The organism is Stenotrophomonas sp. GD03794 (genome assembly GCF_029842145.1).
GTDB classification, from domain to species: Bacteria; Pseudomonadota; Gammaproteobacteria; order Xanthomonadales; family Xanthomonadaceae; genus Stenotrophomonas; species Stenotrophomonas riyadhensis.
On record NZ_JAOCFV010000005.1, the window covers coordinates 86,866 to 113,448 of the forward strand.

Here is a 26,583-nt window from a genome sequence, read left to right on the forward strand (position 1 = left end):
GGTGGCAAGACATCGTTCAACTTCCTTCCCCGGCCCCGATCTGCTGAGCGTTGATCGGGAACATCTGCGCCCGCTGGCCGAGCGCATGCGCCCACGCACCCTCGACGAGATGGTCGGGCAGAAGCGCCTGCTGGCGCCGGACAGCGCGCTGCGCCGCGCGGTCGAGTCCGGTCGCGTGCATTCGATGATCCTGTGGGGGCCGCCGGGCTGCGGCAAGACCACGCTGGCACTGCTGCTGGCCGAATATTCCGACGCCGAGTTCCGTGCGATCTCCGCCGTGCTGTCCGGCCTGCCGGAAGTGCGCCAGGTGCTGGCCGAGGCGGCGCAACGGTTCGCCGAAGGCCGCCGCACCGTGCTGTTCGTGGATGAGGTGCATCGCTTCAACAAGGCGCAGCAGGATGCGTTCCTGCCGCACATCGAGCGCGGCACCATCCTGTTCGTCGGCGCCACCACCGAGAACCCGTCCTTCGAACTGAATTCCGCACTGCTGTCGCGCTGCCGCGTGCATGTGCTGGAGGGCGTTTCGCCCACAGACATCGTTGAGGCGCTGGAGCGTGCGCTGGGTGACCGCGAGCGCGGCCTGGGCGAGGAGGGCATCGAGGTCGCCCCCGAACTGCTGCTGGAAATCGCGACCGCCGCCGACGGCGACGTGCGCCGTGCGCTGACCCTGTTGGAAATCGCTGCCGAGCTGGCGGGCGGGGAGGGTGGTCGCATCACCCCGCAGACCCTGACCCAGGTGCTGGCCGACCGCACCCGTCGCTTCGACAAGGGCGGCGAGCAGTTCTACGACCAGATCTCGGCGCTGCACAAGTCGGTACGCAGTTCCAACCCGGATGCCGCGCTGTACTGGCTGACCCGCATGCTCGATGGCGGCTGCGATCCGTCCTACCTGGCGCGCCGGCTGACTCGCATGGCGATCGAGGACATCGGCCTGGCCGATCCGCGTGCGCAGAGCATGGCGCTGGAGGCCTGGGACATCTACGAGCGGCTGGGCAGTCCGGAAGGCGAACTCGCGTTCGCTCAGTTGGTGCTGTACCTGGCCAGTACGGCGAAGTCGAATGCCGGCTATGCCGCCTTCAACCAGGCCAAGGCCGACGTGCGCGAGAGTGGTACCGAAGAGGTGCCGCTGCACCTGCGCAATGCGCCGACCAAGCTGATGAAGGAGCTGGGCTACGGCGCCGAATACCAGTACGACCATGACGCCGAAGGCGGCATCGCACTGGACCAGACCGGTTTCCCGGATGCGATGGGCGAACGCGTGTATTACAACCCGGTGCCGCGCGGCCTGGAAATCAAGCTGAAGGAAAAGCTGGATCGGCTGCGCGCCGAGCGCGAGGCGGCAAGGGCGGCAAAGGGCCGCTGACCCAGCTCTTGCAGAGTCGAGCCATGCTCGACTTCGCTCTTGCGCGGGTTACGGGTGCCTTCTGGAGCAGCAGCCGAGCATGGCTCGGCTCTACGGGGGGGCAATGGCAGTCGAGCATGGTTCGTCGCCACATTGTCCTGTGCGCCTGCATTTGGCACACTCCGCGGCTTCTCTTTCAAGGATCGATGCCGTGCAGGAAATGATTCTGCCGTTGAGGCGCTACGCCCAGTTTGAGGGCCGCGCCAACCGCCGCGAGTACTGGATGTACCAGCTGTTCCTGTTCCTGGTCGCAGCCGCGGTGATGCTGCTCGCCGGTGTGCTGGCGATCCTCCTGCGCAACAGCCCCGATGCGCTGGCCGGCATTCTGATCGGCATGGTGGTACTGCTGGGCGTGATGTGGCTGGCCACGATCGTGCCGCTGATTGCCGTGACCGTACGCCGCCTGCATGACTGCAATCAGTCGGGCTGGCTGTTCCTGCTGGCGCTGGTGCCGGGCGGTGGCATTGTGATCATGATCTTCTCGCTGGTGCCGGGCACGCCGCAGGAGAACGTGTACGGTCCGGTGCCCGCGGGGCCGTGAGGCTGCGGGAGTCGAGCATGGCTCGACTCTACAGAGGCAAAGAAAAGAAGCCGGCGTCTCGCCGGCTTCGTCTTTACTTGATGGCGCAATCGCCGAAGGACAGGTAGTCCGTGCCCGAGCTGAACTGCAACGTGCAGCTGGCGGTGAAGGTCGCGCCTTCTTCCAGTGCGCCCAGCTTGGCCGCCTGCTGTTCGTCGTCTGTGGTCAGCCGGGCCAGGACATTGCCCTGGTCGTCGCCGGCCTCGATCAGCGGTTCGCCCGCCAGGTTGCTGGAAACGCCCAGTGCCACGGCGGTGAACGTCACCGTCTGGTTGAGTTGGTCCATGCTCAACGTCGAATTGCCGGCCTCTTCAAAGGCCTGGTAGAGCGACGGTAGATCCTGCGCGGCGTGCGCGGCCAGTGGGGCGAGCAGGCCGAGGGTAAGGGCGATCAGTGCGGTGTGCTTCAAGGGTTCTCGCAATCATGGGATCCAATCCCATGGCAGTCATGGCGCGGATGAACGCGGCCTGGTCGGCGGCAGGCTGCCCGCCTTCCCTGGCTGCGCTGTAAGCGGGGCGATCCAATGCCCCGGTGGCCGGCAAAATAGGGGAAATGCCGGGCCCGGCGCAACCAGGTCATCGCGCGCGTGATACACAGCGTGACGTTCGATCGATGTGATAATCATTCGCGTTTGAGGTAGACTGCGGTCCCTTGTGAACCGGCGGCCGTGGGCCGCTTCTGCCGCCGCTGATGAAGCATTTCGTCCTGCCTTCGCGCCGGGGCCGGTTGGCCCGCGGCCTGGCCGCCTTGATGATGGGTCTGCTCCTGGCCACCCCGTACGCCCATGCACAGCAGCGCAATCCGCTGCAGAAGATCGGCCACACCGTGCTCGACGAGCCCGCGGCCAGCTATCGCTTTGAGCATTTCGTGGTGGACAGCCCGGACCAGCAGCGCCGCTGGCGGGTGAACCTGGCGATCCCGGCCAAGGCCGGCAAGACGCCGTTGCCGGTGCTGTACGCGCTGGACGGCAATGCGGTGGCGATGGTGCTGGACCAGCCGCTGTTGGCCGAGCTGGCCGCACGCAAGGCACCGCCGGTGCTGGTCCTGATCGGCTACGACAACGACCTGCGCATCGATTCCAAGGCACGCACCCGCGACTACACCGCGTGGATCGACCGTGCCGATGACGAGAGCGGTACGACACAGGCGGTCGGCGGTGGCGCCGCAGCCTTCCTGGATGTGATCGAACGCCGCATCAAGCCGGAAGTCGAGCGTCGCGCACGCATCGATACGCAGCAGCAAGCGCTGTGGGGTCACTCGCTGGGCGGGTTGTTCGTGCTCAATGCGTTGTACACCCGTCCCGCCGCCTTCCAGTCCTATCTGGCCGCCAGTCCGTCGCTGTGGTGGAGCCAGGGCGCAGCCCTGGGTGATCCGGAACAGCAGTTCGTGCAGAACGTGCATGGCCAGCCAGCAACGCTCTGGCTGATGCTGGGCGGCGCCGAGCGTGTCGGTGATCGCGGCAAGCGCGACATGAACAATCCGCGCGTGGTCGCACACCTGCGCCGCATCGGTGGCGCAACCCCGGATGCGGCGATGCAGCTGTCCGAACGGTTGGCCAAGGTGCCGGGCATGCGCGTGCAGTACCGTGAGTTCGACGGCCTCGGCCACGGCCCGATGCTGCCGGCTTCGTTCCATGCCGCGCTGCATGAGTTGTACGGCGTCACTGACCGCAGCGCCAGCGATGGCGCGCCCAACGGTGGTGACAACGGCGCCGAATGAATCCCTTCGCACGCGATGCCGTGCGACCCCACTACCCAGGCGAGGCTGCCGACGTGCAGCGGCCCAGGCAACCGATGAATCCCGCGCCACGTGGCGCGGCCTACGTGTGCAAGGAGCCTTCCATGTCGTTCCGTCCGTCTTTCCGTCTCACTTCCCTCGCCGCCGGCCTGTTGCTGGCGGTGACCGCCACCGCGCAGCCGGTGTTCGATCAGCCGGCCAACGCCACCTTCAGGGGTGAGGTCGTCTCACGCGGTGAGAACGTGGTTCCCGGCAGCACTGCCGACGTGGTCGGTCGCGGTTTCGTGCCGGGCCAGAAAGTCAGCCTGTTGCGTGGCGACAGCGTGCTCAACACGCAGCCGCTGGTGGTCGATGCCGATGGCAACTTCAAGACCCAGCTGAGCATTCCGGCCGACGCGGTGCCGGGCACCCACCCGGTGGTGGTGCGCGCCAGCCAGCCGGCTGCAGCCACCGTGCTGAAGCTGCGCGTCTCGCCGCAACTGCCGCTGTCCGGCCAGGCGCAGTTCGCCACCCAGTCCAACAAGCTGGTGCCGGGCCTGTATCAGTCCGCCTACAGCGCCGCCAGCAACGCGGTATTCGTGACCTCGGCCGTGGGCCGCCCGCCGGTGACCCAGTCGCAGCTGCTGAAGCTGGACCCGAAGTCGCTGAAGGTGACCAAGGCGATCACCCCGGCGCAGGTGCCGGGCAGCACCAATGGTGCGGTGTACGCGGTCTACGGCGTGGGCGTGGATGACACCAATGGCAATGTCTGGGTCACCAATACCCGCCAGAACTCCATCGCGGTCTACCGCCAGAAGGATCTGTCGCTGGTCCACCAGTTCCCGGTCGATGCCGTGCCGCACGCGCGCGACGTAGTGGTTGATGGCACCCACGGCAAGGTGTTCGCCTCGGCCACGGGCGAGGACCATCTGTCGGTGTTCGACGCCAAGACCCTCAAGGAGCTGCCGGCGGTGACGCTGGAGTCCGGCGTGGACGACGGCAAGTTCACCCCGATGAGCCTGGTGCTGGACGAGAAAGGCGGCAAGCTGTTCACCGTCAGCATCGGCACCCCGGAAGCGGCAGTGATCGACGTGGCCAGCGGCAAGGTCGAGAAGGTCATCGACCTGGGCAACTCGATCAGTGCCTCGGGCGTGGCCTTCGACGCAGCGCGCAACCGCCTGTACGTGGCCTCGCAGGGCACCGACAACCTGCTGATCGTCGATGTGGCGGCCGGCAAGGTGCTGCATGACGTGCCGGTTGGCGCCGGTGCGCTGAACGTCGCCTTCGATGATGCCTCCGGCCTGGCCTATGTCAGCAACCGTGGCGCTGGCACGGTCACCGTGGTGAATGGTGAAGGCAAGGTGGTCGCCAACCTCGACGGCGGCACGCTGCCGAACCATGTCCGCGCCGACGGCAAGGGCAACGTGTTCGCGGTGAACAAGTCGCGCGGTGCTGAAGATCCGAAGGGTGACCGCATCACCCGCATCACCCCGAAGCAGTAAGTCACACGGCAGGGCGACGTGCGCGTCGCCCTGCCAGCAAGGAGAACGAGCATGAACATCGCGTCCCGTCTGCGCCTGTGCGCACTTCCGTTGGCTGTCTCGCTGGCACTGGCTGCCTGTGGCGGTTCATCGACACCCTCGGACACCGCCAAGCCGGCTGGGCCTGCCGCCGCGACCGCGGCTGACGAAGTTGCACTGCCGGCTGGCTGGCAGCGCGTGGCCGGCACCGATATGCCGGCCGTGCGCGACCAGAAGGCCGTGCTGCCGGCCAAGGTGCATTCCGATGACGGCGCCGACGTCGAGGTGACCGATACCAGCCGCATCATCGCCGGTGGTGACGACGTGATCGCGGTGATCGAAGCGCTGGGATTGGACAAGCAGGTGTTCGCCGCGCCGACCAACACCACCACCCGGGCCGGCCTGGCCGCGCCGCACCAGTTCCTGTTCAACCGCACCACGGGCGTGGAAGGCGTGCTGAGCCTGAAGGGCTCGCTGTTCCTCGGCAACAGCCTGCGCCGCCATACCGAGCTGGCCAGGAAACTGCGCGAAGTGGGTGAACCGGCCGTGGTCATCGACGACCTGCAGCCAGCGCCGGACAAGGTGCGCAAGGTCGCCGCCGCACTAGGGCTGGCCGAGGCAGGGCAGGCGCTTGCCACGCAGGTGCAGCGTCAGCTCGACGAGGCTGCAGCGATTGGCAAGGGCCTGGGCCATGCGCCACGACTGATCCACGTCTCGGCCACCGGCGCCGGTGGCGCACCGACCGTGGCCGGTGCTGACAGTGCGTCGGCGCAGCTGATCGCCCTGGCCGGCGGCGTCAACATCGGTACCGAAGCGGGAGTGAAGAACTACTCGCAGCTGAGCAATGAGGGCGTGGTCGCGGCGGCGCCGGAGGTGATCCTGGTGACCGAGCATGACCTGCAGTTGTTCGGCGGCGCCGAGGGCCTGTGGAAGTCCTACCCGACGCTGAAGCAGACCCCGGCCGGGCAGGCCAACCGGGTCTGGGTGATGCCGGATGTGCAGCTGAAGTACACCAGTGTCGGCTCCGGTGCTGGCGCGCTGGCGCTGGCCAAGGCCCTGGCGGCGTTGCCGAAGGCATGAGTCCGGCGGATCGGCGCCGCCGTCGCGGGCGGACGATGTTGCTGGTGGCGTTGCTGGCACTGCTGGGGGCGGTGCTGGCTTCATTCGCCGTCGGCCCGCTGCGGCTGCCGCCGCTGGAGGTGGTGCAGGCGCTGGGTGTGAAGCTGGGACTGCTTGATCCGCAGGCGGTCAGCAGTCGTGACCTGGCCGTGGTCTGGCAGCTGCGCATTCCGCGCGCCCTGTTGGGCGCAATGGTTGGTGCCTCGCTGGCGATGGCCGGTGCCAGCCTGCAGGGTCTGTTCGGCAACCCGCTGGCCGATCCCGGTATCGTCGGTGTCAGCCAGGGTGCTGCGCTGGGTGCGGTCGCTGCCATTGTTCTCGGCGCCGCGGGCGCTGCCGGCTGGCTGGTGCCGGTGGCGGCGTTCGCTGGCGGCGCGCTGGCAATCGGCCTGACCTACGCCTTGGCCCGGCCCGGCAAGGGTACGGGCAACGCCACGCTGCTGCTGGTCGGCATCGCGATGGCCGCGTTCTGCTCGGCACTGATCGGCTTTCTCACTTACATCGCCAGCGAAAGCGAGCTGCAGTCGCTGGTGTTCTGGCAGATGGGCTCGCTGGCGCGTGCCAACTGGGCCGATGTAGCGGCCGTGGTGCCGCTGTTTGCCATCGGCGTGTTTGCGTTGCAGCGGTTGGCCACGCCGCTGGACATGCTGGCGCTGGGCGAACGCCAGGCACAGCACCTCGGGCTGGATGTCACCCGCACGCGTCGCCGCCTGGTGGCGTTCAGTGCGCTGCTGGTGGGTGCGGCGGTGGCGTTTGCGGGCTCGATCAGCTTCGTCGGTCTGGTGGTGCCGCACGTGGCGCGCCTGCTGGTCGGCCCTGGTCATCGCTGGCTGCTGCCGTTGTCCGGGCTGCTCGGTGCGCTGCTGATCGTGGTGGCCGACACCGCCGCGCGCACATTGGATCCGCCGGCGGAGATTCCGCTGGGCCTGTTCTCGGCCGCACTGGGCGCACCGTTCTTCCTCTGGCTGGTGCTGCAGCAGCGCCGCAAGGCCGCGCCATGAGCGGGCTGTTGAAGCTGCACGAGGTGGTGGTGCGCCGCCAGCAGCGCGAGATCCTGCATGGCATCTCGCTGGCGTTCGAACCGGGTACGGTCACCGCGCTGGTGGGCCCGAATGGCGCGGGCAAGTCCACGTTGTTGGCGGTCGCCGCCGGTGACCTGCGCGTTGACGCGGGCGAAGTCAGTCTGCTGGGCCGGCCGCTGGCCAGCTACAAGGCCGGACCACTGGCGCGCGAGCGCGCGGTGATGCCACAGGAGCATGGCGTGCGTTTCGCCTTCAGCGTGGAGGAAGTAGTGGCGATGGGACGGTTGCCGCATCCGCCGGATCCGGTGGCGGACGACGCCCAGGTGGAAGCGGCGATCGACGCCGCCGAGCTGCAGGCGCTGCGCCTGCGTGAGGTGCAGCAGCTGTCCGGGGGCGAGTCCGCACGGACCACGTTCGCGCGCGTGCTGGCGCAGGACACGCCGCTGCTGTTGCTCGATGAACCGACCGCTGCGCTCGATCTGCGCCACCAGGAGCGCACGCTGCGCAGTGTGCGCGCCTGTGCCGAAGCGGGTGCGTGCGTGATCGTGGTGCTGCACGACCTCAATCTGGCCGCCGGTTATGCCGACCGCATCGTGCTGCTGGAGCAGGGCAGGGTGGCGGCCGATGGCACGCCGTTGCAGGTGCTGACCGAAGACAACCTGCAGCGGGTCTACCAGCAGGATGTGGTGGTGCTGGAGCATCCGCGGCGTGGGGTGCCGCTGGTGGTGGTCACGTGACCGTGTGAGGGCGTCGCGCTGGGCGCTTCTGACCGCGGCATCAGGCCCCTCAATGGCGCGGCGGCAGCGGATCCCGTATGCTCCGCCGGAACCAGGGGGCAAGCACGATGAAAGGGATTTCGTGGGTGGTCGCGGCAGCGCTCGCGACGGTGCTGGGGGGGTGCGCGACGCTGAAGGCACGACCGGATGTCCCACTGGCCGCGGACGAGGGCTACGTGGTGATGTCGGTGAACTGTGCCACCAGCAACATCAGGCTGATCACGATCTTTGCCAGCGGCACGCGGTCGACGTCGCCGTTGGCTGACCTGCGCGGTGAATTCGAGTTCGGCTGCAGGGCCGGTCTGGCCGCCGTCCGCGCCAAGGCCGGGCGACACTATGTCGGCTACCTGACCGAACACGGTTATGGATACGTCGGGGCGGTGCCCGAAGACGAAGCGCTGACTTTCGACGTGCGCGCAGGCGAAACGACCTACATCGGTGAAGTTGTGGTGTCTGGACTGTTCGACCGCCTGCACTCAAGGCCGACCTGGATCTCGGTACGCGATCGCGAAGCGGAGTCGTTACGGCTGTTGCAGCAGACGCAGCCCTGGCTGCTGGAACGCCATCCCTTCCACATCCGGCTGGCGACACCAGCGCCGGGCGCGCCGAGCGCCGAAGTGCTCGCCGAGCAGTTCCGCAGCTGCACACCGGCGTGCGACAGCATCCTGGCCCTGCCGCTGTTCATCCGCTGAGCGGGAGGTTTCCAATGAAGTGGATCTGCAGGTGCTGACTGATGGGTCGCGCCATCCGGACGCTGTATCATTCGGCGCCAGTTACATTCAATGGACTGATTCAATGTTGCCCTCCGCTTCAGGTGTTTCGCGGACGTTGCTGTTCGCATCGGCCTTTTTCTCTGCATTTGCCGCCAATGCGGCGTCGACATCTCCAGTTTCGCTGACCCACGCGGCCGAGAACGCCTCGCTGATCGAGACCCTGCATTCCAGTAGCGACGGTGCTGCTGTGACATCGATGAAGACGCAGTACTTCGCCAACGAGGAAATGTCGGTGAGCTGGGACGACCAGCAGGTGCTGGTGCTGTGCAGTGAAGCGGCGTACCTGCAGATTCCTGCCGCCAAGCTCAAAGCCGGAGCGTTGACCTCCGAGCAGCGGCAGATGATCGTCTATCAGGCACTGATGTCAGGCCTTGGGATTGTCGCGGGCGTCGTCGGGCCGGCAGGCGAGGTGGTGGCCGTGGCTGATGACGGTAGCGAGACCCGCAGCGTTGGCGAAAGCAGGTGGGCGTATGGCGTCGAGCGCTACGACGTCATCACCCAGCGGCTCCCGGATGGTGCGCTTCGGGTACGAACCCGCAAGACGGAAACCGTGAATACCACGCCGCCGGCCGGTCCGGACGACATGTTCAGTACTGAGGACGACCAGGCGGCACGCCTGTCCGAGTTGGCGCCGGTGGGCAGCTGGACCGAGGTGGTTGTCCATGAGGGGCCGCGGCTGCCACATGCGGATCCGGCGATGTCGTTGAAGGGCTGGATCTCGATGGGTGACGACCAGGCTGCGACGGTGGGTGAGGCGCGCAAGCTGCACGAGTGCAAGTGAGCTGAGTCGGGGGTCAGATCCCTTTGCCTGTGGCAAAGGGATCCGACCCCGATGCCCGTCGGCCTCATCGTTCCATTGATGTGCGCAATATTCACTTGCGCGCCAGATTGGCAGGTCTAGAATGCGCCCCATGAACCGGATGCCGCTCCTGAAGTTTTTCACCCTGACCCGCGCAAGCGCGGAACGGGCGTGTCTGCCTGGAGCCCCACGAGGCCGTTGAAGCGGCCATCGCTGGACCTTCGACAGAGCGCCCTCCGGGGCGCTCTTTTCGTTTCCGCAGTTCCATTTCCCGTAACCCGATGTACCGCAAGGAGAACGTGCCATGCACCAGATCACGGAGACCGAACGCTAGCCGCGCACCCTGTCGCCAACCGGGGTGTGCGGCCCCTGGAGTTGGCTTTGCAGGAACCTTTCTCATGAACACCCAAGTCCTTTCCCGCCGTCGCAACCTTGGCATCATTGCCCACATCGACGCCGGCAAGACCACGTTGACCGAACGCCTGCTGTGGAAAAGCGGCGAGATCCATCGCGTCGGCGAAGTGCACGATGGCAACGCGACCACTGATTTCTCGGCGATCGAACGCGAACGTGGCATCACCATCGGCGCTGCTGCCGTACAGGCGCAGTGGGCGCCGCGCGACCTGCCGCCGCATCGGCTGACCCTGATCGACACCCCGGGCCACATCGACTTCGCCATTGAAGTCGAGCGTTCGCTGCGCGTGCTTGACGGTGCCGTGGCCGTGTTCTCGGCCGTGGATGGCGTGCAGCCGCAGTCTGAGACGGTGTGGCGCCAGGCGCGGCGTCACCGCGTGCCGCTGATCGCCTTCGTCAACAAGATGGACCGCGTCGGCGCTTCGTTCGAGCGCGTGCTGGAGCAGCTGCAGGACAAGCTGCAGGCGCGGCCGTGGGCGCTGGGCGTGCCGCTGGGCAGCGAAAGCGACTTCGGCGGCTGGGTCGACTTGGTCGATGAGCGCGTACTGCACTGGCAGGACGGTGCTGCGACCGCGATCACGCCCTGGGACGACACGCTGCGCGCAACGTGGCAGTCGCGACGCGATGCGTTGGTCGAGGCCGTGGCCGACCACGACGAACTTCTGGCCGATGCCTGGCTGGAAGGTCGCGCGATCGATGCCGAACAGCTGCGCGCGGCGATCCGACGGGCGACGCTGGCCGGTGCGGGCGTGCCGGTACTGGCCGGTGCGGCCTTCAAGGACAAGGGCATCGAGACGCTGCTGGATGCGGTGGTCGATTACCTGCCGTCGCCGCTGGATCGCCCTGCCGTGACCGCCGAAAGCGAGAGCGGCGAGGTGGTGTTGCCGCCGGATCCGGACGGTCCGCTGGCCGGTCTGTTGTTCAAGATCACCCACCAGCAGCACGGTGCGCTGAGCTTCGTGCGGCTGTACTCGGGCACGTTGAAGGTCGGCGATGCCGTGGCCAGTTCGCAGCATCCGCAGGGGCGGCGTGTCAGCCGCCTGGTTCGAGTGCAGGCCGACCAGACCCACGACATCGAGCAGGCCGTGGCCGGCGATATCGTGGCGGTGCTGGGCTGGAAGGATGCGGTCAGCGGTGAAACGCTGAGTGGGCGTGCGCAGCCGTTGCGCCTGGAGAGCATCCAGGCCCAGATGCCGGTGCTGGCCTGGCGGTTGGAACCGGCGCGTGCGGCCGACCTGATCCGGATGGCGCAGGGTCTGGCCAGCCTGGCCCAGGAAGATCCGTCGTTCCGCGTCGAAACCGATCGCGACACGGCGGAGACCCTGGTCTGGGGCATGGGCGAGCTGCACCTGGAGGTGATGGTCGAGCGCCTGCGCAGCGAATGGAAGGTCGATGTGGGCGTGGGTGCGCCGCGCGTGGCCTACCAGGAGACGCCGATGCGTGCGATGAACGGCGTCGTCGGGCGACTGGTCAAGCAGACCGGTGGCCAGGGCCAGTTCGCGCACGTGGTGCTGGATGTGTCGCCGCGCGAGGACGACCAGGTCGTGTTCAACGACCGCATCGTCGGTGGCGTGGTGCCGCGCAGCTTCATCGCGGCGGTGGAGAAGGGCGTGCGTGCCGCGCTGTCGGAAGGTCCGCAGGGCCATCCGGTGGTCGGCATCGAGGTCAGTCTTGTCGATGGCCAGACCCATGCCAAGGACTCCTCGGAGATGGCGTTCCATCGCGCAGGCGCCGAGGCGATCAAGGCGGCGCTGGCCGAGGGTGGCACGCAGCTGCTGGAGCCGGTGATGGCGGTGACGGTGCATTCGCCGTCTGCGTCGGTGGGTGACGTGGTCGGCGACCTCAATCGACGCCACGGCCGTATTGCCCGCATCGAGGACCAGGACGGTCGTGCCGAGGTCAGTGGTTTCGCTCCGCTGGCGCAGCTGGTGGGTTACACCACCTCGCTGCGTTCGCTCAGCCAGGGGCGGGCCAGCAGTGAGGCGCACCTGCATGGTTACGAGCCGGTACGCGCTGCATGAAGAAGGTGAGGGGAGCCCGTTCACGGGCTCCCTTTTTTGTTGCCTGGAACGCGCATCCACGCAAGGCGTGGATGGATACTTCGTGGCGTGCGGTTTTTGCATTGCATCGCAACAAAACTGCAGAAAAAGCTGGATTAAAGTGATGCCTCACGATAAATTGCGCACCCCCCGTTGCTCGCCGCCGCCCGCACCCCTCTCATGCGTGATGACAAAGACCCCGGAACCCTGGAGCTGACCCTGCCGCGAAAGCGCGGTCGTCCGCCCAAGTTCGGGTACGCAATGAGTGATGCGCAGCGCGCCGCGCGCTACCGCGCCCGCCGGGCCGGGCAGGCCAACCATGCCGATGTGCGCTCCTGCTCGGACATGGTGCTGCTGGACAAGATCCGCGCGGCGGTGAGCGCGCGCGACACCGAGCTGGCCGGGTTCCTGGTCCACGTCCTCTGGCAGCGCTACCCCCTGCAGTTGAAATAGGCCGTCGGTGGGGTGGCCGTTGTCATCGAGCTTGTTGATAATGCGGGATTCAGGTTGTTCCCGCTGGCGCGCCCGGGATGGCAGGCGCGCATGATCGAACGGTTCCCAAGATGACCACCACCAGCGACACCACCACCGAAGCGGCGCCGAGCAGCGCCCCCCTGTTCTACACCCGTCCGGTGCCGCTGCAGGCCGATGTGCACGCCGATCTGCGCATCCTGCCGGGCAGGCTCGAGTTTGCTGCCGGCAACAACGCCATCCCGCTGGTGCTCGGCGAGTTCTCGCTGGCGCTGCATCACTTCCCGATCCTGTTCGCTGGCCCGACCGCGGTGCCGATGGCTGCCGTGGGCGTGTCCGACCAGAACCTGTTCATCAAGGACGGCCTGTGGGAAGACGAGGCCTATATCCCGGCCTACCTGCGTCGTCACCCCTTCATCTTCATCGACACCGGCGCGGAGAACGACTTCCTGCTGGGCATCGACGAAGAGAGCGCGCGCGTGGTCAAGGGTGGTGACGAAGGCCAGCCGCTGTTCGTTGATGGCAAGGCCACCGACATGGTGCAGCAGGCGTTGGAGTTCTGCGGCCAGTACACCCGCGAGCACGAACAGACCCAGGCCTTCTCCAAGGCCCTGATTGACAACGGCCTGCTGGTCGAGCGCAACGCCACCGTCCGCACTCCGGATGGCCGCGAATTCAACCTCAACGGCTTCCAGGTCGTGGACGTGGAGAAGTTCGTGGCACTGCCGGAAGCGACCGTGATCGAGTGGCACCGCAGCGGCTGGCTGGCCCTGATCCACCAGCACCTGATGTCGCTGGGGCGTTTCAACGACCTGACCCGTCGCCAGGTCGAGCGTCTGGCGGCCTGATCAGTCAGAGCGCATGGCGTCCGCACTGCGGGAGCCATGCCAGTGCTGCAGCAGCTGCAGCAAGCGCCGCACATCGGCCCAGTCGGGTGCGGCGTCGTTTCCCAGCGCCCACAGGTCGGACGCGATTCCGGCCTGATCGGTTGCGCAACAGAATTGCAGCGTACCCTGCAGGCGATGTGCGTGATGACGCAGCGCCGTGGCATCGTAGTCCTCCGCGGCCTGCTCGATGCCCAGCAGCTCGCCGTTGATGTCGGCCAGATAGGCCTGATCCAGCGGCGCGACGGTGTCGACGGTCGTAGCCCCTGCCGCTGGCGGCAGCTCCAGTGCCTGCAGCAGTTGTCCGATCTGCAGGGGCTTGGCCAGGACTGCATGGAATCCTGCATTGCGGCAACGCGTCGCGTGCCTGCGTCCTGTCCGGGCTGACAGTGCAATCAGCCGCGGCGGTTCCCCGGGCTGGTTGCGCAGTTGCTGCGCCAGCGCGTAGCCATCCATGCCCTGCAGGCCGATGTCCACCAGCACGATCCGTCGCGGGGTCTGCGCTTGCTCGGCAAGGGCATCGTCAGCGTCGGCCAGGGCGCGGACCTCGGCCCCAAGGCGGCGCAGTTGTTCGGCGATGATCTGGCGATTCATCGCGTGATCTTCGACCAGCAACAGATCCAGGCCGGCAAGCGGAAGGCCGAGGAGTGTCTGTTCCGCTGGCGGCAAGTCGGATCTTGCAGCCTGCACCGGCAAGCGCAGGGTAAACCGGCTGCCGCGACCCGGCACACTGTGCAGTGTCAGCGTGCCACGCATGGCGTGGGCCAGTCCGCGGGCGATCGCCAGGCCCAATCCGCTGCCGCCGCGCGCCTGCCCGTCCTTGCCTTGCTGGAACGGCTGGAACAATCGTGCAGCCTGGCGGGCATCGATGCCGATGCCGCTGTCGATCACATCGAGCAGCAGCTCCTGGGGATCGGTGGCTGGTCTCAGCTGTACACGCAGATCGATCCCGCCGATATCGGTGAACTTCACTGCGTTGGCCAGCAGGTTGTCGACAATCTGGCGCAGTCCCTCGGGGTCGAGAGCGACGGCGGATGCCTGGTCCGGCGTGCCTTCGAAGCGCAGTTCGAGTCCTTTCAGCAGTGCCTGTGGGCGGACTGCGTCCAACGATTGGCGGCAGAGCAGGAACACATCGCAGGCCTGTGCGCGGGGCGTGAATCCCCCTTCGGCCAAGCGCGCGAACTCCAGTGAGCGATTCAACATGCCGCGCAGCGCATGGCCTGCGGCTTTGGCGGCGGCAAGCAGTTCGCGTTGCGCCTTGGGCGCGGGCGATTGACTGAGCAGGTCGATCGAGGCCAGTACCACCTGGGCCGAATTGCGTATCTCGTGGCTGATCACACCTGCTGCGCGTGTCTGCTTGCGCCGCTCACGTCCGCGTTGCTGGTGCAGCGAAAGCCAGAACACGGGAAGGCCGGCCAGCAGTGCCAGCACTGCCAACAGCCAGATCGGGGGCGGCGTGCGCAGCCAGTCCAGCGCCTTTCCAACCGGAGCCGGCAGTATCTGCCAGGCCCAGAGCTGCAGCAGGCCGGCATGCTCTTCCAGTGTGATGTCCTGCAGGGCCTGGTCGATGCGTGCCAGCAGTTGCCGGTCCTCGTGGCGTACCAGCAGGCGCAGGTCGGTGGAGAGCCCGATCTCGAATGGCTGCACCTGCAGCTGGCCGGCGAAGTACTGCCGGATCATCGGTTGCAGAGTGGTCTCCACGCCTATCGCGACATCGGCCATGCCGGCCTCGACCGCGGCCAATGTGGCATGCCGGTCAGGCAGGTACAGCAGTGGAACCTGCGGATGATGGGCGGCCAGCCATCCGGCATAGGGCCCGCCGCTGACCACCGCAACCGTTCGGCCATCCAGTTGCGCGATGTCTTGCGGCAAGCGCTCATCCACGCGGCCGGCCAGCATGGTCCTGCTACCTCGGAAAGGGGCAGAGGCCACCAGATGGGGGCAGGACGGCGGCAGATGCCTGGCCGCCCCGACCACCAGTACCAGGTCGGCGTCGCCACGGCATACGGCGCTCACCGATGTGCCGGTGCTGGGATAGGGGTGCTCCTTGAACTGGAGTCCGGAATGTCGCGCCACGAGATCGGCGTAGCCGTGGGCGAGGGTGGGCAGCGGCGCCGTGCCCGCAAGGTCTGAGGGCAATGGGCGCAGCGAGGGTGCGGTGGCGACGCGGACCTCGCGACCGGGCAGCCATCGTTGTGACTGCGCGTCCTCGGCCGAAGCGGCCGGCAGCAGAAGCAGGGCCAGCAGCAGGAGGAGGGAGCCCTGCCGGCGAGGGTGGTCGCGCCGCGTCACGGGGCGTCCTGTGGGCGCCGCATGGCATAGATTTCGGCATCGTTGCGCAGCCCGAGCTTGCGCAGGACCGCGATCTTCTGCGTGCTGACGGTCTTGACGCTGCGGTGACGGTGCAGCGCGATCTCGGAGACGGTCAGGCCAGCCAGCAGCAGGTTCAGCACTTCGCGCTCGTTGCGGCTGAGCTCACCGCAGTCTGCCGGAATGGTGCGGTCGGGTGGCAGGCGCTCGAGCCCCTGCGACACACGGATGATCGCTTCGGACAGCATGGGCAGTGGCTCGGCCTTGCTGACGATACCGCTGATGCCGGCCTCCAGCAGGTGATGGAGATGGGTGGCGGGGGAGAGGGTGGCGAAGGCAAGCAGTGGCGTGCGTGGGAATGCGCTGCGCAGCAGGGGGATCAGCTCCGCGCTGCTGCGATCGTCGCGGGCCAGTGTCAGATCGATGATCGCGACATCCACCCGCGTCTTCTGCAGGGTCTGGATGAAGGCGTCACTGTGCCCGTGGCTGGCGATGATCCTGAAGCGGGCGTCCTGTGACAGGTGCAGGCCGGTGCCACGGCGGACGACTTCATGGTCGTCCAGGAGTGCCAGGCGCAGTCGGCGCGGTGCGGGATGTCCATTCATGCGCAGGGAGGTGATCGGCGCCGCAGGGGCGTGGCGATCATTCTGGCGCTGACGCCCCGCTGATCATTCAATCTGCAGGGTTTTTGCGATTATTCCTAAGAATCGATCATCAATGAAAATTGAACTGGGCAATATTCATTGATGAGGGCGATGGACGAGCCTGTCAGGTCGGTGTTCCGCGCGGCTTGTGTGTGGCAGGTGCCATCAGGACGGTCAACAGCATGGTGTCGCCCTGTGTGCCGGCGTCGAGCCCGGTGGCCTCAAGCTCGTCGATCAATGCGTTGATGCGGGCGAGGCGCGCATCGTCGGCGCGGAAGGACAGGTGCCTGACCACGCAGTTGCGGTGCGGTCCTTCAAAGCGGGCGGCGGCATGGGTGGCGGCCGAGGCGAAGGCGCGCAGGGTGGCGGCGACGACGCGTGTCGCCACGTGAACGAGACTCCGCCGGCCGGACGGGGTGCGCACCGCGTCGCGGGAGGACAGCTGTGCCGACGCCGCCGCGTAGACCGCTTCAGGCCGGCGGCCGGTGTCGCGGTGCTCGGTGATGCGTACCAGGCCATGCTTCTCCAGGTGCGCCAGATGGTGGTAGAGCGCTGTGGCCGGGCGGCCCAGGCGCTCGGCAAGCTCGCGGATGCTCGCCGGACCCTCTGCGTCCAGGCGCTGCAGTATCGCCATCCGTGTGGGGGAGGCCATCGCCGCAAGCTGGGTGGGTGTCAGCTTGAGCGCTGCCGGGCTGGGGTGGCTTGCGGCGGGGGAGTTCATAATTCAAACTATAGTTCAAATTTGAATTATATGGGCTCGGAAATGCGCACGGCACGTATCTGGATTGCCCTGGGTGGCCTGCTGTTGGCAATGATGGGCAGCAGCAGGCCCGCTGTTGCCACGGAAGTGGTACGTAGCGATGTTTCGGGCAGAGCGAAAGGCACACTGGATGCGGCCGTGATCCAAGGCATCGACAGTGGCGTCGGCCAGGTCATGCGTCGCTTCAATGTTCCCGGTGCGGCGGTGATGGTCCTCCAGGACGGGCGCCTGATCCACGCGAAGGCCTATGGCCAGCGCGATCTGGCGCGGGGGCTGGCGGTGCGTGCCGACACGCCCTTCGAGATCGGCTCGATCACCAAGCAGTTCACCGCCGCTGCGGTCGTGCAGCTGCAGGAGGCCGGCAGGCTCACGCTGGATGATCCACTTGCCAGGTACCTGCCAGACGCCCCGCATGCGCAGGAGGTGACCCTGCGCCAGCTGCTGTCCCATACCAGCGGCCTGCATGACTATTTCGACGGGCCCGAACCGGAGGTCGATGCCCTGGTGACGCAGCCGATTGCGTTTGATCGGCTGATCGCGCGTATCAGCGATCGCCCTCTCGATTTCGCGCCGGGCAGCCGCTGGTCGTACTCCAATACCGGATACATCCTGCTCGGCCGGGTCATCGAGGTGGTATCGGGCGAGCGTTACGTCGACTACGTGCGACGGCACCTGCTGGAGCCGCTGGGCATGCGGCATACCTTCACCCTGGCCGACACGGGGCGACTGCAAGGCATGGCGGTGGGGTATCGGCACGAGGCGGGCGTCCTGCGCCGATCACCTTACTTCCACCCGGACTGGAGCGGTGCTGCCGGCGCCCTGGTCAGTACGCTGGACGACCTCGCGCGCTGGGACCACGGCCTGAGCGAGGGTCGCGTGGTCAGCCAGGCCGGCTACCGTGAAATGATCACGCCGGTCCACACCGGTGAGGGTGGCAGCGCCGACTATGGGCTGGGGTTGTTCGTCAATGCGGTCTACGGCCAGGCCCGGATCGGCCATACCGGTGGTTCGCAGGGGTTCACCACCGCCGACGAATATTTTCCCGATCTTGGGCTGCGCATCATTGCCTTCACCAATCTTGGGGACAAGGCGCCGGAGGCCGGGATCACGCTGACCAATGCGGTCTTCAGTGCGCTTCATCCCGCCATCGTCGCTGCCTGGAGCCGGCCTGCGCCTGGCGAAGAGGCCGCAGTCACCGCGCGTGCGCGTGCGACGTTTGAACAATTGCAGGCCGGGCACGGCTATGCGGATTTCAGCGCGAACCTGCGTGCAAGGCTGGAGGCGGGGATGGGCGCCGGGCTATCGAAGGCGGTCGCGCCCTACGGGAAGCCGGCCACCCTGATCTTCAAAGGTACCCAGGCCAGCGAGAGGGGCACGATGTACCGCTACGTGGCAACCTTTGGGCCGGGCGTCTTCATGCCGTACATGATCCGCCCCGACGAAGAAGGCAAGGTTGCAGGGTTCGCGCTGGATTGACTGCCGGGAGCGGCGGCGTCCAGGGTGCGGGCCATTTCGCTGGTCGGCGCCCAGCCCAGATCGGCGTACAGCGGCCTTCCCTGTTCGGTGGCGTGCAGCACCGCATAGGTGACGCCGCGTTCGGCGAAAGCACGGTCGGCCCATGACATCAGCGTGCGGGCGATCCCACGCCGGCGATAGGCCGGCTCGACGTAGACGTTCAACACATAGCCACGGCTGTTCTGCTCCGGGTGGGCAGGGTGGGGCGGCCAGTCGATCAGCATCAGGCCGATGCCCGCGATGGGGCGCCCCAGGTCCGTGAGGGCAAATCCGAAATAGTCGCCGGAGGCCAGGCGCGGCGCGAGCCAGGCACGGAAAGGACCGGCCATCTGCTCCAGCACGTCTGCTGGGCGGCCACTCTCGCGGAACATCGCCTCGCGGTGGGCGCAGATCAGATCCAGGTCATCGGTGAGCAGGGCCCGAATCCCAAAGCCATCACTGCCTGGCAGGTCTGTACTGTCGAAGTGCCCGTCCATCGTCCGCCTCATCCGTTTAAACCTTTCTGGCAACCCCTGCATCGTATCTGCATGGAGCATGACGGACGCAGGGGGATGCACCTTCCATGATGGGCTATTACCTGAAGCTGGCGCTGCACAACGCCAGGCGCAACACGATCATTACCGCACTGATGGTGCTGGCGGTTGCCGTGGGGATCGGCGCCAGCATGACCACGCTGACCGTCACCCACCTGCTTTCCGGGGATCCGCTGCCTGGCCGGAGTGATCGGATCTTCTATCCGCAGGTGGACGTCGATCCTGGATCGAAAGGACGCGAACCACACGACGTACTCGACTATCGGACCGCGCACGATCTCTGGTCATCGGGCCAGGCAGACCGGCAGACCATGGTGGTGGTCAATCCGGTGAAGCTCCGTTCGGACCTGGCCGGGACGGCGCCGCTGATGGGATCTTCGATCTCGACCACGGCGGACTTCTTCCCCATGTTCGAGGTGCCCTTCCAGTATGGCCGCGCCTGGACGGCTGACGATGACCAGCGTCGCGGCCGCGTCGCGGTCATCTCGGCCCGGTTGAACCAGCGCCTGTTCGGGGGCCGCGACAGTGTTGGCCAGACCCTCCGGGTCAAGGATACCCATGTGCAGGTGATCGGCGTGCTGGATCACTGGCGGCCCTCTCCCTTGTTCTACAAGATCAGGGGAGGGCGGTTCTCGGGTGGCGAGACGTCAAGTTTCTACGCCGCGGCCGATGACATCTATCTGCCGATGTCGACCAGCCTGGATATCAACGAGGGCGATTTCCAGCCCTTTACCTGCTGGGCAATGCCCGATAAGCCGGGTGTGCTGCAGAACTCGCCCTGCGTGGCGGTCGCGGTCTGGGTGGAGCTGGGCAGCCCGGAGAAGGTGGCCGGCTATCGTCGCTATCTGGCCAACTACGCCGGCGAACAGCAGCGTCTGGGGCGCATCCGGCACGCCGACAATACCCGGCTCCGCTCGTTGATGGCGTGGCTGGACTTCAACCAGGTAGTGCCGAGTGACGTGAAGGTACAGACGGTGCTGTCCTTTGCGTTCCTGATGGTCTGCCTGGCCAATGTGGTCGGGCTGCTGCTGGCGCGCTTCCTGCGCCACGGCGGAGAAATCGGCCTGCGGCGCGCGCTGGGTGCCAGCCGGCGTGCGGTGTTCATGCAATGCATGCTGGAAGCCGGGCTGATCGGTGTCGCCGGAGGGTTGGGCGGGCTGCTGCTGACCTTGCTGGGCCTGTGGGTGATCCGCGCCCAGCCGGTTGCCTACGCGGACCTGATCCATCTGGACCCGGCCATGTTCATGGCCACCTTCGGTCTTTCCCTGCTGGCCAGCCTGGTGGCAGGCGCGATTCCCGCCTATCGCGCGAGTTCGATCCAGCCCGTGGCGCAGCTCAAGCTGCTGTAGAGGACACGATCATGCAAACCGGACTGATCATCGCAGCGCTGCGCAAGCACCGGCTGGCCACCCTGTTGATTGCATTGGAGATCGCGCTGGCCTGCGCCGTGCTGTGCAATGCCATCTTCATGCTCACCGAGAAGGGGCGTGCACTGAACCTGGACAGCGGCCTGGCCGAGTCGTCGCTGGGCATTGTGCAGCTCTCCGGATTCGACGCCGCGCAGGCCGCTGACCTCAATGCCCGTGTGACCGGTGCACTGCAGGCGATTCCGGGCGTAACGTCGGTCGGCATCATCAGCGCCGTTCCGTTCGGTGAGCCGGGTGTCCGCGCGGGTGTCCATACCGATGAGAGCGGCAACGTCTTCGGCGGGGTCCTCGATTTCTACCTGGGTGATGCGGTGGCGATCCAGGCGCTGGGCCTGAAGCTGTTGGCCGGGCGCTTGCCGGATGCCGCCGAGTACGCGCCGATCGGGCAGTACGTGCCCGCCAATGCGCCGATCCTGGTGACGCGGCAGCTGGCGGAACGTTACTGGCCCGGTGAGCCGGCAGTGGGGCGCAGCCTGTGGTCGATGGACAGCCGTTTCACCGTTATCGGCGTGGTCGAGCACCTGGCTGTGTCACAGCCCGGTGGAGGGGAGGCGCTGGGCAATGATTGGTCCGTGCTGATGCCGGCCAAGCCAGGTCCGCAGTTGGCGGGGCGCTACCTGGTGCGGGCCGCGCCCGAAGCGCTGCCGCGGGTCATGGCCGACGCACAGCGGGCGGTGGCAGCAGTGGCCCCCGACGTGGTATTCGACCAGGCCGCCAGCCGCACCGTCGCCGAGCTGCGCGCGGACTATTTCCATGGCGCCAGGTTGATGATGGCGCTGCTGGCGGGCGTGATCGTCGCGCTGCTGGGAGCCACCGCGCTGGGCATTGTCGGCCTGGCCAGCTACTGGGTAGAGCAGCGGCGCAGGCAGATCGGCATCCGCCGTGCGCTGGGTGCTACCCGCCGCGACATCCTGCGCTACTTCCAGCTGGAGAACTTCCTGGTCGTGAGCCTGGGTGTCGTAGTTGGCGCGTTGCTGGCCTATGCATTCAACCTCGGTCTGATGCGGTTCTACGAACTGCCCCGGCTTCCACTGGCGTACCTGCCGATCAGTGCGCTGGCGCTGTGGCTGCTGGGGCAGGTGGCGGTCCTGGCACCTGCATTGAGGGCGTCCGCGATCATGCCCGTGCAGGCCATCCGGTCTGCCTGATTTCCGGTGCTGCATGCTCAGGGCGCTTGACGTCCCTGCGGGCACGCCCCGCATGATGGGTGTCTCCGCAGATGCTGCCGTTCTCCCTATGACTACCGCTTCCCTGCTTGATCCTGCCGCGTTCGATATGCCACGCGATGTGCTGTGGCTTTCCCATTGCAAGGACGGGCCGCTGCCGCGGGCATCCGCGGATGCGGTGCAGGCATTGATGGGGGTGCAGCTGCGGCCGTGGGAGTTGCGCTGGGAGGAGGACTTCCTGGATGTCCAGCGCAGGTTGCGGCATGCCGCTGCGACGCTGCTGGCCGCTGACGCTGCGGACATCAGCCTGATGACCTGCACCTCGTCCGGCCTGGAGGCCGTTGCGTTCGGTTACCCCTGGCAGGCCGGTGACGAGATCCTGATTCCGGCAGGCGAGTTCCCCAGCAACCGCCTGCCGTGGCTGGCGTTGTCCCGACGCGGCGTGCAGTGCCGGGAGATCGACCTGTGGCAGCCAGGCCAGCGCCCGACCGCACGGGATGCGCCGGAAGATCGGCTGATCGAAGCGATCACGCCGCGTACCCGGATGATCGCCGCCTCCTGGGTGCGCTTCCAGGATGGAATCAAACTGGATCTGCAGAAACTGGGAGCGGCGTGTCGCGGCGCGGGTGTCGATCTTGTGGTTGATGCGATCCAGGGTGCCGGCACGACAACGCTCGAACTGACGGGCGTGAGCGCGCTGGCGACCGGGGGCCACAAGGGCCTGCTGGGCCTGCAGGGGCAGGGCTTCCTTTGGACCGAGCCCGGGTTCCGCCAGAAGCTGGTTCCGCTGGGAACCTGGCTCTCCGGGCCCGAGGAGTTCTCGCAGACTTCGGACCCGGCGCCCGCGGCCGACCTCTGGGCCACGGACGGACGGCGGCTGGAAGCGGGCAGTCCTTCGATCCTGTCGTGCGAGGCACTTGCCTCATCACTGCAGCTGCTGCTGGACTGTGGCGGTGTGGCCGCCATCCAGGCGCATGTGGCATCGCTGCAGCGGCAGCTGCTCGAGCAATTGGCGCTGGGTGACGGGACGTGGCGTGCGGAAGCTGCGCGACTGATGGCGCTGCTCGAACAGGATCGCCTGGGCCCGACGCTCTGCTTCGCGCTTCCGGAGGAGCGGTTGGCGCGCCTGCTGGCGACAGCAGAGGCGCAGGGCATCCACAGCAGCGTCCGGTTGGGTTATCTGCGCGTCGCACTCCATTGCTGGCATGACGCCGAGGATGTCAGGCGCTGCGTGGCGTGGCTGCTGGGCACGCTCGACTGATCCGGAGCACGGACGTTCAATGCCCGGTTACGGTGCGATGCACCGCCTGCTGCAGCATGTCGAGATGGAACGGCTTGGCCACGAACGGCGCGCGGCGATGCCGCGCCGGAACGAGCTGGTCATAGACTGCTGAAACGAACAGATAGGGAATGCCGAGGTCGGCCAGGCGGTCGGCAACCGGAAAAACCACGCCGTCACGCAGCTCCACATCCAGCACGGCGCCATCGAAGTGCTGGGTGTCGAGCAGTTCCATCGCGTCGAATACGCTGTAGGCGTGTGTCACCTGGCTCCCCCCGTCCTGTAGTGCCTGCTCCATCAAGGCGGCCAGGTCGAACTGATCCTCCACCAGCAACAGGTTGCAGGTGCGCGGATGGGATAAGGGATGCATGCCGGGAGGAGCCTGTCTTGCGGTGGGGTAACGCAGTGTGCGCAGCGGCGCATCAGCGCCGTGGATGCACCGCGTCAGGTTGGCGCGAAATGCCGCCTGCGTTCACCGGTTTCCAGCGAAGACGTCATCGCACCGACTGCGGCACGCGCCGCAGCTTGCGGGTGTCATAGCCCATCGCCGCAATGCGCTGCACTGCCTGCTGGTAGTCGCTTTCCGAGACCTGTGGCGTACGTGCCATATACCAGACGCAGTCACGCTTGCTGCGCGCCACGATGGTCTGGCGGTAGTCTTCGTCGAGCCAGGCAATGATGTATTCGGCCTGGATCGGCCAGATGAACTGCATGCCCCAGACGGCGCCGTTTCCTTCCTTTTCCACCCGGCCGATCGGATGCATCGACTTCTGCGGGGCGTCGAAGCTGCCCTTGCGATAGGTAAAGGTGGTCTGGATGCGCCCATCCGGTCGCAGCGCGTAACTTTCCACGGCGTCGAAGGCCTCGCGCTCGGGCCGTGAGGGAATGTGTGCGATCACATACCAGTCGCCCATGAAACGCGGCACGTCCACCGCGGATGGACGCGGCAAGGGGCGGGTGTCACTCGCGCTGCAGCCGGACCCGAACAGACCGACCGCGAGCAGGGGGAGCAGCGAGAACATGCGCATGTGGCACCTCAACGGGGACGGAACAGGTAGTGGGCCACCAGCCACTGCTGGCCATCGTCGTAGCCGAACAGCTCGGCACAGGCCATCCAGAACATGCGCCAGCGCTGCCACCAGATCTTTGCGGCAGCCTGGCCATATGTGGCGACCAGGATGGGCATCACGTCCCCGCGCGCTGCATCCTGGTTGGCCAGCCAGTGATCTGCGGTGCGCTGGTAGTGGGTGCCATCCAGCAACCAGCGCTGCTGCAGCTGCAGGTCGCGCTGGAAGTGCAGCAGGGTGTCGGCAGCGGGCATCAGGCCGCCGGTGAAGAAGTGGCGGCCCATCCAGTTGTCACCGCCGCCGGTCTCGAACGGATACATCAGCGTGCGGTGGGCGAAGATGTGCACGAACAGCGCGCCGTCGGGCTTCAGCCACTGGCTGATCCGCGCCAGCAGGCGTTCGTAGTTGCGCACATGCTCGAACATTTCCACCGACACACAGCGGTCGAACCGTGCCGTCGGCAGTTCAAGTTCGTTGACGTCGCGGGTCAGTACCTCGACATTGCCCAGGCTGCGCGCCTGGCATTGCGCCATGATGTACTGGCGTTGGCTGTGCGAATTGGAAACGGCGGTGATATGCGCCTGCGGATAGCGTTCGGCCATCCACAACGTCAGTGAGCCCCAGCCACAGCCGAGTTCAAGAATCTGTTGGCCGTTTGCCAGGGCGGCACGCTGGCCGTACAGCTCTAGCATGGCTTCCTCGGCCTGGTCCAGGGTTTCCCGGCCGGTGGGGTAGTAGCAGCTGCTGTACTTCAGACGCTTGCCCAGGCAGGCCTGGAAGAAGGCTGCCGGCACTTCATAGTGCTGCCGGTTGGCCGCGTCGACATGCAGCGCCAGCGGGCTGTCGGCCAGCTCGGCGATGCGCTCGCGGAAGCGGGCCGACTGCCCCTTGATGCCGCCTTCGGACTCCTCATGCAGGCGTTGCGCACACAGGCGGCGGATGCCTGCCCGCAGCGCCGCATCGGGAACCAGGCCACGCTCGGCCCAGGCGATCAGCCCGGTCTCGGTCTCCTCAGCCAGGTTCTGTGACGGAATGGCGTTCATGCGGAATGGTCCTTGGAAGGGCGGGGAAACCAGGGGAAGAACATCGGTGTGCTGCGCTGGTAGGCGCGGTAGTCCTCGCCCCGGCTGCGCAGGGCCTGCTTTTCGGTGAACGGGATGCCGCTGAGGTAGCGCAGGAACACGTACATCAACAGCGGTCCGGCCCAAGCCAGCCACCACAGCGGCGAGCCCACCGCGAGCAGGACGTAGCTGAACCAGTGCAGCCATTCGAAGAAGTAGTTGGGGTGGCGGGAGTAGCGCCACAGCCCGTCGCGGCAGGTGCGACCCTTGTTCGCCGGATCCGCGCGGAACCGGGCCAGTTGATGGTCGGCCAGGCTCTCGCCACCGACACTCAGTAGCCAGACGAGTGCGGCGGCCACGACCCAAGGTGTCAGGTCGGCACGGGGATTGGCAGCCGCCGCGGCAAAGGGCAGGGCGAACAGCACGACCAGCAATGCCTGGGCCATGAAAAAGCCGAAGATCTTGCCCTGATGCCCATGCCAGTACTCACGCAGGTAACGGTAACGCCCATCCTCCTGCTCGTGACGGACTCGGTGCCACAGGTGCAGGGCGAGTCGACTGCCCCACAGGCCGCCAAGCAGCCCCAGTGCAACCCGTGGCACGACCGCGCCGTCACCAAGCAGTGCCAGCAGCAGCGCAGATGCGCCCACGCCCTTGGCCCAGAGCACGTCGACCACGCCGATGTTGCGGTGGCGGCGCTGCCAGGCCCAGCTCCAGCTCATCACCAGCACGGCATACAGCAGGACCCACAACAGATTGATCATGACGGTGCTCCGGCCAAGGGCGGCGGAATGGTGCTGGAGCCGCGACGAGCGGCCATGCACAGCAGCGAAAGCGCGATGCTCCAGCCCACACCCAGCACCAGCAGGCCCTGCCACAGTGGCGCAGTGAATCGAACCGCATCGAAACCGCGCGCTGCGGAGAGATACGCCAGCGGGGCCAGCAGCAGGCCGAACAGGGCTGGTAGGGCAGGGTGGCGCAGCAGGAAGCGCATCGAGGTGGTCAGCGTCATCGCAAACGCGGCCCACAACGCCATGATCCAGGGCGGCGGCGCCCAGCCCAGCGGGGCAGCAGCGTAGCGCACGGCGCCGCTGGCGGCGGCACTGGCGTCGACCAGCCACGCGCAGGCCAGCGCCAACAGCATCAGCCGAAGATCCAGCCGCGGCTGCGGCGAGGTCAGCAGCTGGCTGCCGATGTAGAGCGATGCTGCCAGCAGCGCCGGCCATTGCAAGCCGCGCCCGGCGCCGGCCACGGCGCACAGCCAGACCAGCTGGTTGCCAAGCAGATTGGCCCAGAACCGGCGCAT

Annotated in this window: 26 protein-coding genes; 16 read left to right on the plus strand and 10 right to left on the minus strand. The window is 66.8% G+C overall.

From position 1 onward, the window contains the following. Window positions 1-85: 85 nt before the first annotated feature. Both N5D91_RS04600 and N5D91_RS04605 read left to right on the plus strand, forming a co-directional pair. Window positions 86-1,363, plus strand: coding sequence for a replication-associated recombination protein A (locus tag N5D91_RS04600; protein WP_014037159.1), 1,278 nt, complete (start codon window positions 86-88; stop codon window positions 1,361-1,363). A 190-nt stretch (window positions 1,364-1,553) separates the two neighbouring features. Next, window positions 1,554-1,943 (plus strand): DUF805 domain-containing protein, encoded by a 390-nt coding sequence (locus tag N5D91_RS04605; protein ID WP_180854431.1) that lies wholly within the window; start codon window positions 1,554-1,556, stop codon window positions 1,941-1,943. A gap of 73 nt (window positions 1,944-2,016) precedes the next feature. Here N5D91_RS04605 and N5D91_RS04610 read toward each other — a convergent pair whose 3' ends face one another. Continuing rightward, a complete protein-coding gene (locus tag N5D91_RS04610) occupies window positions 2,017-2,391 on the minus strand; it encodes a hypothetical protein (RefSeq protein WP_153855606.1) in 375 nt (124 codons plus the stop codon). A gap of 281 nt (window positions 2,392-2,672) precedes the next feature. Here N5D91_RS04610 and N5D91_RS04615 point away from each other — a divergent pair, with 281 nt between their 5' ends. From N5D91_RS04615 to N5D91_RS04660, 10 genes are all read left to right on the plus strand, one after another. Further along, complete coding sequence (locus tag N5D91_RS04615) at window positions 2,673-3,701, plus strand: alpha/beta hydrolase-fold protein (RefSeq protein WP_180854430.1); 1,029 nt, start codon at window positions 2,673-2,675, stop codon at window positions 3,699-3,701. Window positions 3,702-3,823: 122 nt separating this feature from the next. Next, window positions 3,824-5,200 (plus strand): YncE family protein, encoded by a 1,377-nt coding sequence (locus N5D91_RS04620; protein WP_180846592.1) that lies wholly within the window; start codon window positions 3,824-3,826, stop codon window positions 5,198-5,200. A 51-nt stretch (window positions 5,201-5,251) separates the two neighbouring features. Further along, window positions 5,252-6,298 (plus strand): ABC transporter substrate-binding protein, encoded by a 1,047-nt coding sequence (locus tag N5D91_RS04625; RefSeq protein WP_180846593.1) that lies wholly within the window; start codon window positions 5,252-5,254, stop codon window positions 6,296-6,298. Continuing rightward, entirely contained in the window at window positions 6,295-7,338 is a 1,044-nt protein-coding gene (locus N5D91_RS04630) for an iron ABC transporter permease (RefSeq protein ID WP_110712264.1), read from the plus strand. The genes N5D91_RS04625 and N5D91_RS04630 overlap by 4 nt, the downstream gene beginning before the upstream one ends. Next, a complete protein-coding gene (locus tag N5D91_RS04635) occupies window positions 7,335-8,096 on the plus strand; it encodes a heme ABC transporter ATP-binding protein (RefSeq protein ID WP_180854429.1) in 762 nt (253 codons plus the stop codon). The genes N5D91_RS04630 and N5D91_RS04635 overlap by 4 nt, the downstream gene beginning before the upstream one ends. Window positions 8,097-8,203: 107 nt before the next feature. Continuing rightward, on the plus strand, window positions 8,204-8,827 hold the full coding sequence (locus N5D91_RS04640; protein WP_180854428.1) for a hypothetical protein: 624 nt from the start codon (window positions 8,204-8,206) through the stop codon (window positions 8,825-8,827). Window positions 8,828-8,930: 103 nt separating this feature from the next. Next, window positions 8,931-9,689, plus strand: coding sequence for a hypothetical protein (locus N5D91_RS04645; protein ID WP_180854427.1), 759 nt, complete (start codon window positions 8,931-8,933; stop codon window positions 9,687-9,689). Window positions 9,690-10,105: 416 nt separating this feature from the next. Next, window positions 10,106-12,142: an elongation factor G gene (gene fusA, locus N5D91_RS04650; protein ID WP_180846596.1), complete on the plus strand. Its 2,037-nt coding sequence runs from the start codon at window positions 10,106-10,108 to the stop codon at window positions 12,140-12,142. 198 nt (window positions 12,143-12,340) lie between these two features. Then, window positions 12,341-12,613, plus strand: a complete 273-nt coding sequence (locus tag N5D91_RS04655) for a hypothetical protein (RefSeq protein ID WP_005409616.1) — start codon at window positions 12,341-12,343, stop codon at window positions 12,611-12,613. Window positions 12,614-12,723: 110 nt separating this feature from the next. Beyond that, on the plus strand, window positions 12,724-13,479 hold the full coding sequence (locus tag N5D91_RS04660) for a SapC family protein (protein WP_071227413.1): 756 nt from the start codon (window positions 12,724-12,726) through the stop codon (window positions 13,477-13,479). Here the strand turns inward: N5D91_RS04660 and N5D91_RS04665 are convergent, their stop codons facing one another. From N5D91_RS04665 to N5D91_RS04675, 3 genes are all read right to left on the minus strand, one after another. After that, window positions 13,480-15,807, minus strand: coding sequence for an ATP-binding protein (locus N5D91_RS04665; protein WP_279907108.1), 2,328 nt, complete (start codon window positions 15,805-15,807; stop codon window positions 13,480-13,482). Then, on the minus strand, window positions 15,804-16,430 hold the full coding sequence (locus tag N5D91_RS04670; RefSeq protein WP_153855301.1) for a response regulator transcription factor: 627 nt from the start codon (window positions 16,428-16,430) through the stop codon (window positions 15,804-15,806). The genes N5D91_RS04665 and N5D91_RS04670 overlap by 4 nt, the downstream gene beginning before the upstream one ends. Window positions 16,431-16,593: 163 nt before the next feature. Continuing rightward, window positions 16,594-17,190: a helix-turn-helix domain-containing protein gene (locus N5D91_RS04675; RefSeq protein ID WP_110712271.1), complete on the minus strand. Its 597-nt coding sequence runs from the start codon at window positions 17,188-17,190 to the stop codon at window positions 16,594-16,596. Here N5D91_RS04675 and N5D91_RS04680 point away from each other — a divergent pair. Continuing rightward, window positions 17,167-18,705 carry a serine hydrolase domain-containing protein gene (locus tag N5D91_RS04680; RefSeq protein WP_180854426.1) on the plus strand — a complete coding sequence of 513 codons (1,539 nt, stop codon included), beginning with the start codon at window positions 17,167-17,169 and terminating at the stop codon, window positions 18,703-18,705. The genes N5D91_RS04675 and N5D91_RS04680 overlap by 24 nt on opposite strands. Here N5D91_RS04680 and N5D91_RS04685 read toward each other — a convergent pair. Continuing rightward, window positions 18,615-19,220, minus strand: coding sequence for a GNAT family N-acetyltransferase (locus N5D91_RS04685; protein ID WP_180854425.1), 606 nt, complete (start codon window positions 19,218-19,220; stop codon window positions 18,615-18,617). The genes N5D91_RS04680 and N5D91_RS04685 overlap by 91 nt on opposite strands. Before the next feature lie 86 nt (window positions 19,221-19,306). Here N5D91_RS04685 and N5D91_RS04690 point away from each other — a divergent pair, with 86 nt between their 5' ends. The 3 genes from N5D91_RS04690 to N5D91_RS04700 all read left to right on the plus strand — a co-directional run bounded on the left by N5D91_RS04690 (window position 19,307) and on the right by N5D91_RS04700 (window position 23,131). Then, window positions 19,307-20,626 carry an ABC transporter permease gene (locus N5D91_RS04690; protein ID WP_180854424.1) on the plus strand — a complete coding sequence of 440 codons (1,320 nt, stop codon included), beginning with the start codon at window positions 19,307-19,309 and terminating at the stop codon, window positions 20,624-20,626. Window positions 20,627-20,637: 11 nt separating this feature from the next. Further along, the gene (locus tag N5D91_RS04695) at window positions 20,638-21,852 is read left to right on the plus strand and encodes an FtsX-like permease family protein (protein WP_180854423.1); all 1,215 of its coding nucleotides are present in this window, start codon (window positions 20,638-20,640) and stop codon (window positions 21,850-21,852) included. 88 nt (window positions 21,853-21,940) lie between these two features. Beyond that, window positions 21,941-23,131, plus strand: coding sequence for an aminotransferase class V-fold PLP-dependent enzyme (locus tag N5D91_RS04700; protein ID WP_180854422.1), 1,191 nt, complete (start codon window positions 21,941-21,943; stop codon window positions 23,129-23,131). A 16-nt stretch (window positions 23,132-23,147) separates the two neighbouring features. Here N5D91_RS04700 and N5D91_RS04705 read toward each other — a convergent pair whose 3' ends face one another. The 5 genes from N5D91_RS04705 to N5D91_RS04725 all read right to left on the minus strand — a co-directional run bounded on the left by N5D91_RS04705 (window position 23,148) and on the right by N5D91_RS04725 (window position 26,583). After that, window positions 23,148-23,519, minus strand: coding sequence for a response regulator (locus N5D91_RS04705; protein WP_180846603.1), 372 nt, complete (start codon window positions 23,517-23,519; stop codon window positions 23,148-23,150). A gap of 124 nt (window positions 23,520-23,643) precedes the next feature. Further along, window positions 23,644-24,177 carry a lipocalin family protein gene (locus N5D91_RS04710; protein ID WP_180854421.1) on the minus strand — a complete coding sequence of 178 codons (534 nt, stop codon included), beginning with the start codon at window positions 24,175-24,177 and terminating at the stop codon, window positions 23,644-23,646. Window positions 24,178-24,185: 8 nt separating this feature from the next. After that, window positions 24,186-25,259: a class I SAM-dependent methyltransferase gene (locus N5D91_RS04715; RefSeq protein ID WP_180854420.1), complete on the minus strand. Its 1,074-nt coding sequence runs from the start codon at window positions 25,257-25,259 to the stop codon at window positions 24,186-24,188. Then, window positions 25,256-26,041: a DUF1295 domain-containing protein gene (locus tag N5D91_RS04720; RefSeq protein ID WP_180854419.1), complete on the minus strand. Its 786-nt coding sequence runs from the start codon at window positions 26,039-26,041 to the stop codon at window positions 25,256-25,258. The genes N5D91_RS04715 and N5D91_RS04720 overlap by 4 nt, the downstream gene beginning before the upstream one ends. After that, window positions 26,038-26,583: a DUF2878 domain-containing protein gene (locus tag N5D91_RS04725; RefSeq protein WP_110712281.1), complete on the minus strand. Its 546-nt coding sequence runs from the start codon at window positions 26,581-26,583 to the stop codon at window positions 26,038-26,040. Before N5D91_RS04725 ends, N5D91_RS04720 begins: the two co-directional genes overlap by 4 nt.

What these genes read in the sequence shown, in the direction of transcription:
- N5D91_RS04600 (WP_014037159.1), top strand. Translation starts at nt 86, where the DNA reads ATGCGCCCACGCACCCTCGACGAGATGGTCGGGCAGAAGCGCCTGCTG.
- N5D91_RS04615 (WP_180854430.1), top strand. Translation starts at nt 2,673, where the DNA reads ATGAAGCATTTCGTCCTGCCTTCGCGCCGGGGCCGGTTGGCCCGCGGC.
- N5D91_RS04620 (WP_180846592.1), top strand. Translation starts at nt 3,824, where the DNA reads ATGTCGTTCCGTCCGTCTTTCCGTCTCACTTCCCTCGCCGCCGGCCTG.
- N5D91_RS04625 (WP_180846593.1), top strand. Translation starts at nt 5,252, where the DNA reads ATGAACATCGCGTCCCGTCTGCGCCTGTGCGCACTTCCGTTGGCTGTC.
- N5D91_RS04630 (WP_110712264.1), top strand. Translation starts at nt 6,295, where the DNA reads ATGAGTCCGGCGGATCGGCGCCGCCGTCGCGGGCGGACGATGTTGCTG.
- N5D91_RS04635 (WP_180854429.1), top strand. Translation starts at nt 7,335, where the DNA reads ATGAGCGGGCTGTTGAAGCTGCACGAGGTGGTGGTGCGCCGCCAGCAG.
- N5D91_RS04640 (WP_180854428.1), top strand. Translation starts at nt 8,204, where the DNA reads ATGAAAGGGATTTCGTGGGTGGTCGCGGCAGCGCTCGCGACGGTGCTG.
- N5D91_RS04645 (WP_180854427.1), top strand. Translation starts at nt 8,931, where the DNA reads ATGTTGCCCTCCGCTTCAGGTGTTTCGCGGACGTTGCTGTTCGCATCG.
- fusA (WP_180846596.1), top strand. Translation starts at nt 10,106, where the DNA reads ATGAACACCCAAGTCCTTTCCCGCCGTCGCAACCTTGGCATCATTGCC.
- N5D91_RS04655 (WP_005409616.1), top strand. Translation starts at nt 12,341, where the DNA reads ATGCGTGATGACAAAGACCCCGGAACCCTGGAGCTGACCCTGCCGCGA.
- N5D91_RS04660 (WP_071227413.1), top strand. Translation starts at nt 12,724, where the DNA reads ATGACCACCACCAGCGACACCACCACCGAAGCGGCGCCGAGCAGCGCC.
- N5D91_RS04670 (WP_153855301.1), bottom strand. Translation starts at nt 16,430, where the DNA reads ATGAATGGACATCCCGCACCGCGCCGACTGCGCCTGGCACTCCTGGAC.
- N5D91_RS04675 (WP_110712271.1), bottom strand. Translation starts at nt 17,190, where the DNA reads ATGAACTCCCCCGCCGCAAGCCACCCCAGCCCGGCAGCGCTCAAGCTG.
- N5D91_RS04685 (WP_180854425.1), bottom strand. Translation starts at nt 19,220, where the DNA reads ATGGACGGGCACTTCGACAGTACAGACCTGCCAGGCAGTGATGGCTTT.
- N5D91_RS04690 (WP_180854424.1), top strand. Translation starts at nt 19,307, where the DNA reads ATGATGGGCTATTACCTGAAGCTGGCGCTGCACAACGCCAGGCGCAAC.
- N5D91_RS04695 (WP_180854423.1), top strand. Translation starts at nt 20,638, where the DNA reads ATGCAAACCGGACTGATCATCGCAGCGCTGCGCAAGCACCGGCTGGCC.
- N5D91_RS04700 (WP_180854422.1), top strand. Translation starts at nt 21,941, where the DNA reads ATGACTACCGCTTCCCTGCTTGATCCTGCCGCGTTCGATATGCCACGC.
- N5D91_RS04705 (WP_180846603.1), bottom strand. Translation starts at nt 23,519, where the DNA reads ATGCATCCCTTATCCCATCCGCGCACCTGCAACCTGTTGCTGGTGGAG.
- N5D91_RS04710 (WP_180854421.1), bottom strand. Translation starts at nt 24,177, where the DNA reads ATGCGCATGTTCTCGCTGCTCCCCCTGCTCGCGGTCGGTCTGTTCGGG.
- N5D91_RS04715 (WP_180854420.1), bottom strand. Translation starts at nt 25,259, where the DNA reads ATGAACGCCATTCCGTCACAGAACCTGGCTGAGGAGACCGAGACCGGG.
- N5D91_RS04720 (WP_180854419.1), bottom strand. Translation starts at nt 26,041, where the DNA reads ATGATCAATCTGTTGTGGGTCCTGCTGTATGCCGTGCTGGTGATGAGC.
- N5D91_RS04725 (WP_110712281.1), bottom strand. Translation starts at nt 26,583, where the DNA reads ATGCGCCGGTTCTGGGCCAATCTGCTTGGCAACCAGCTGGTCTGGCTG.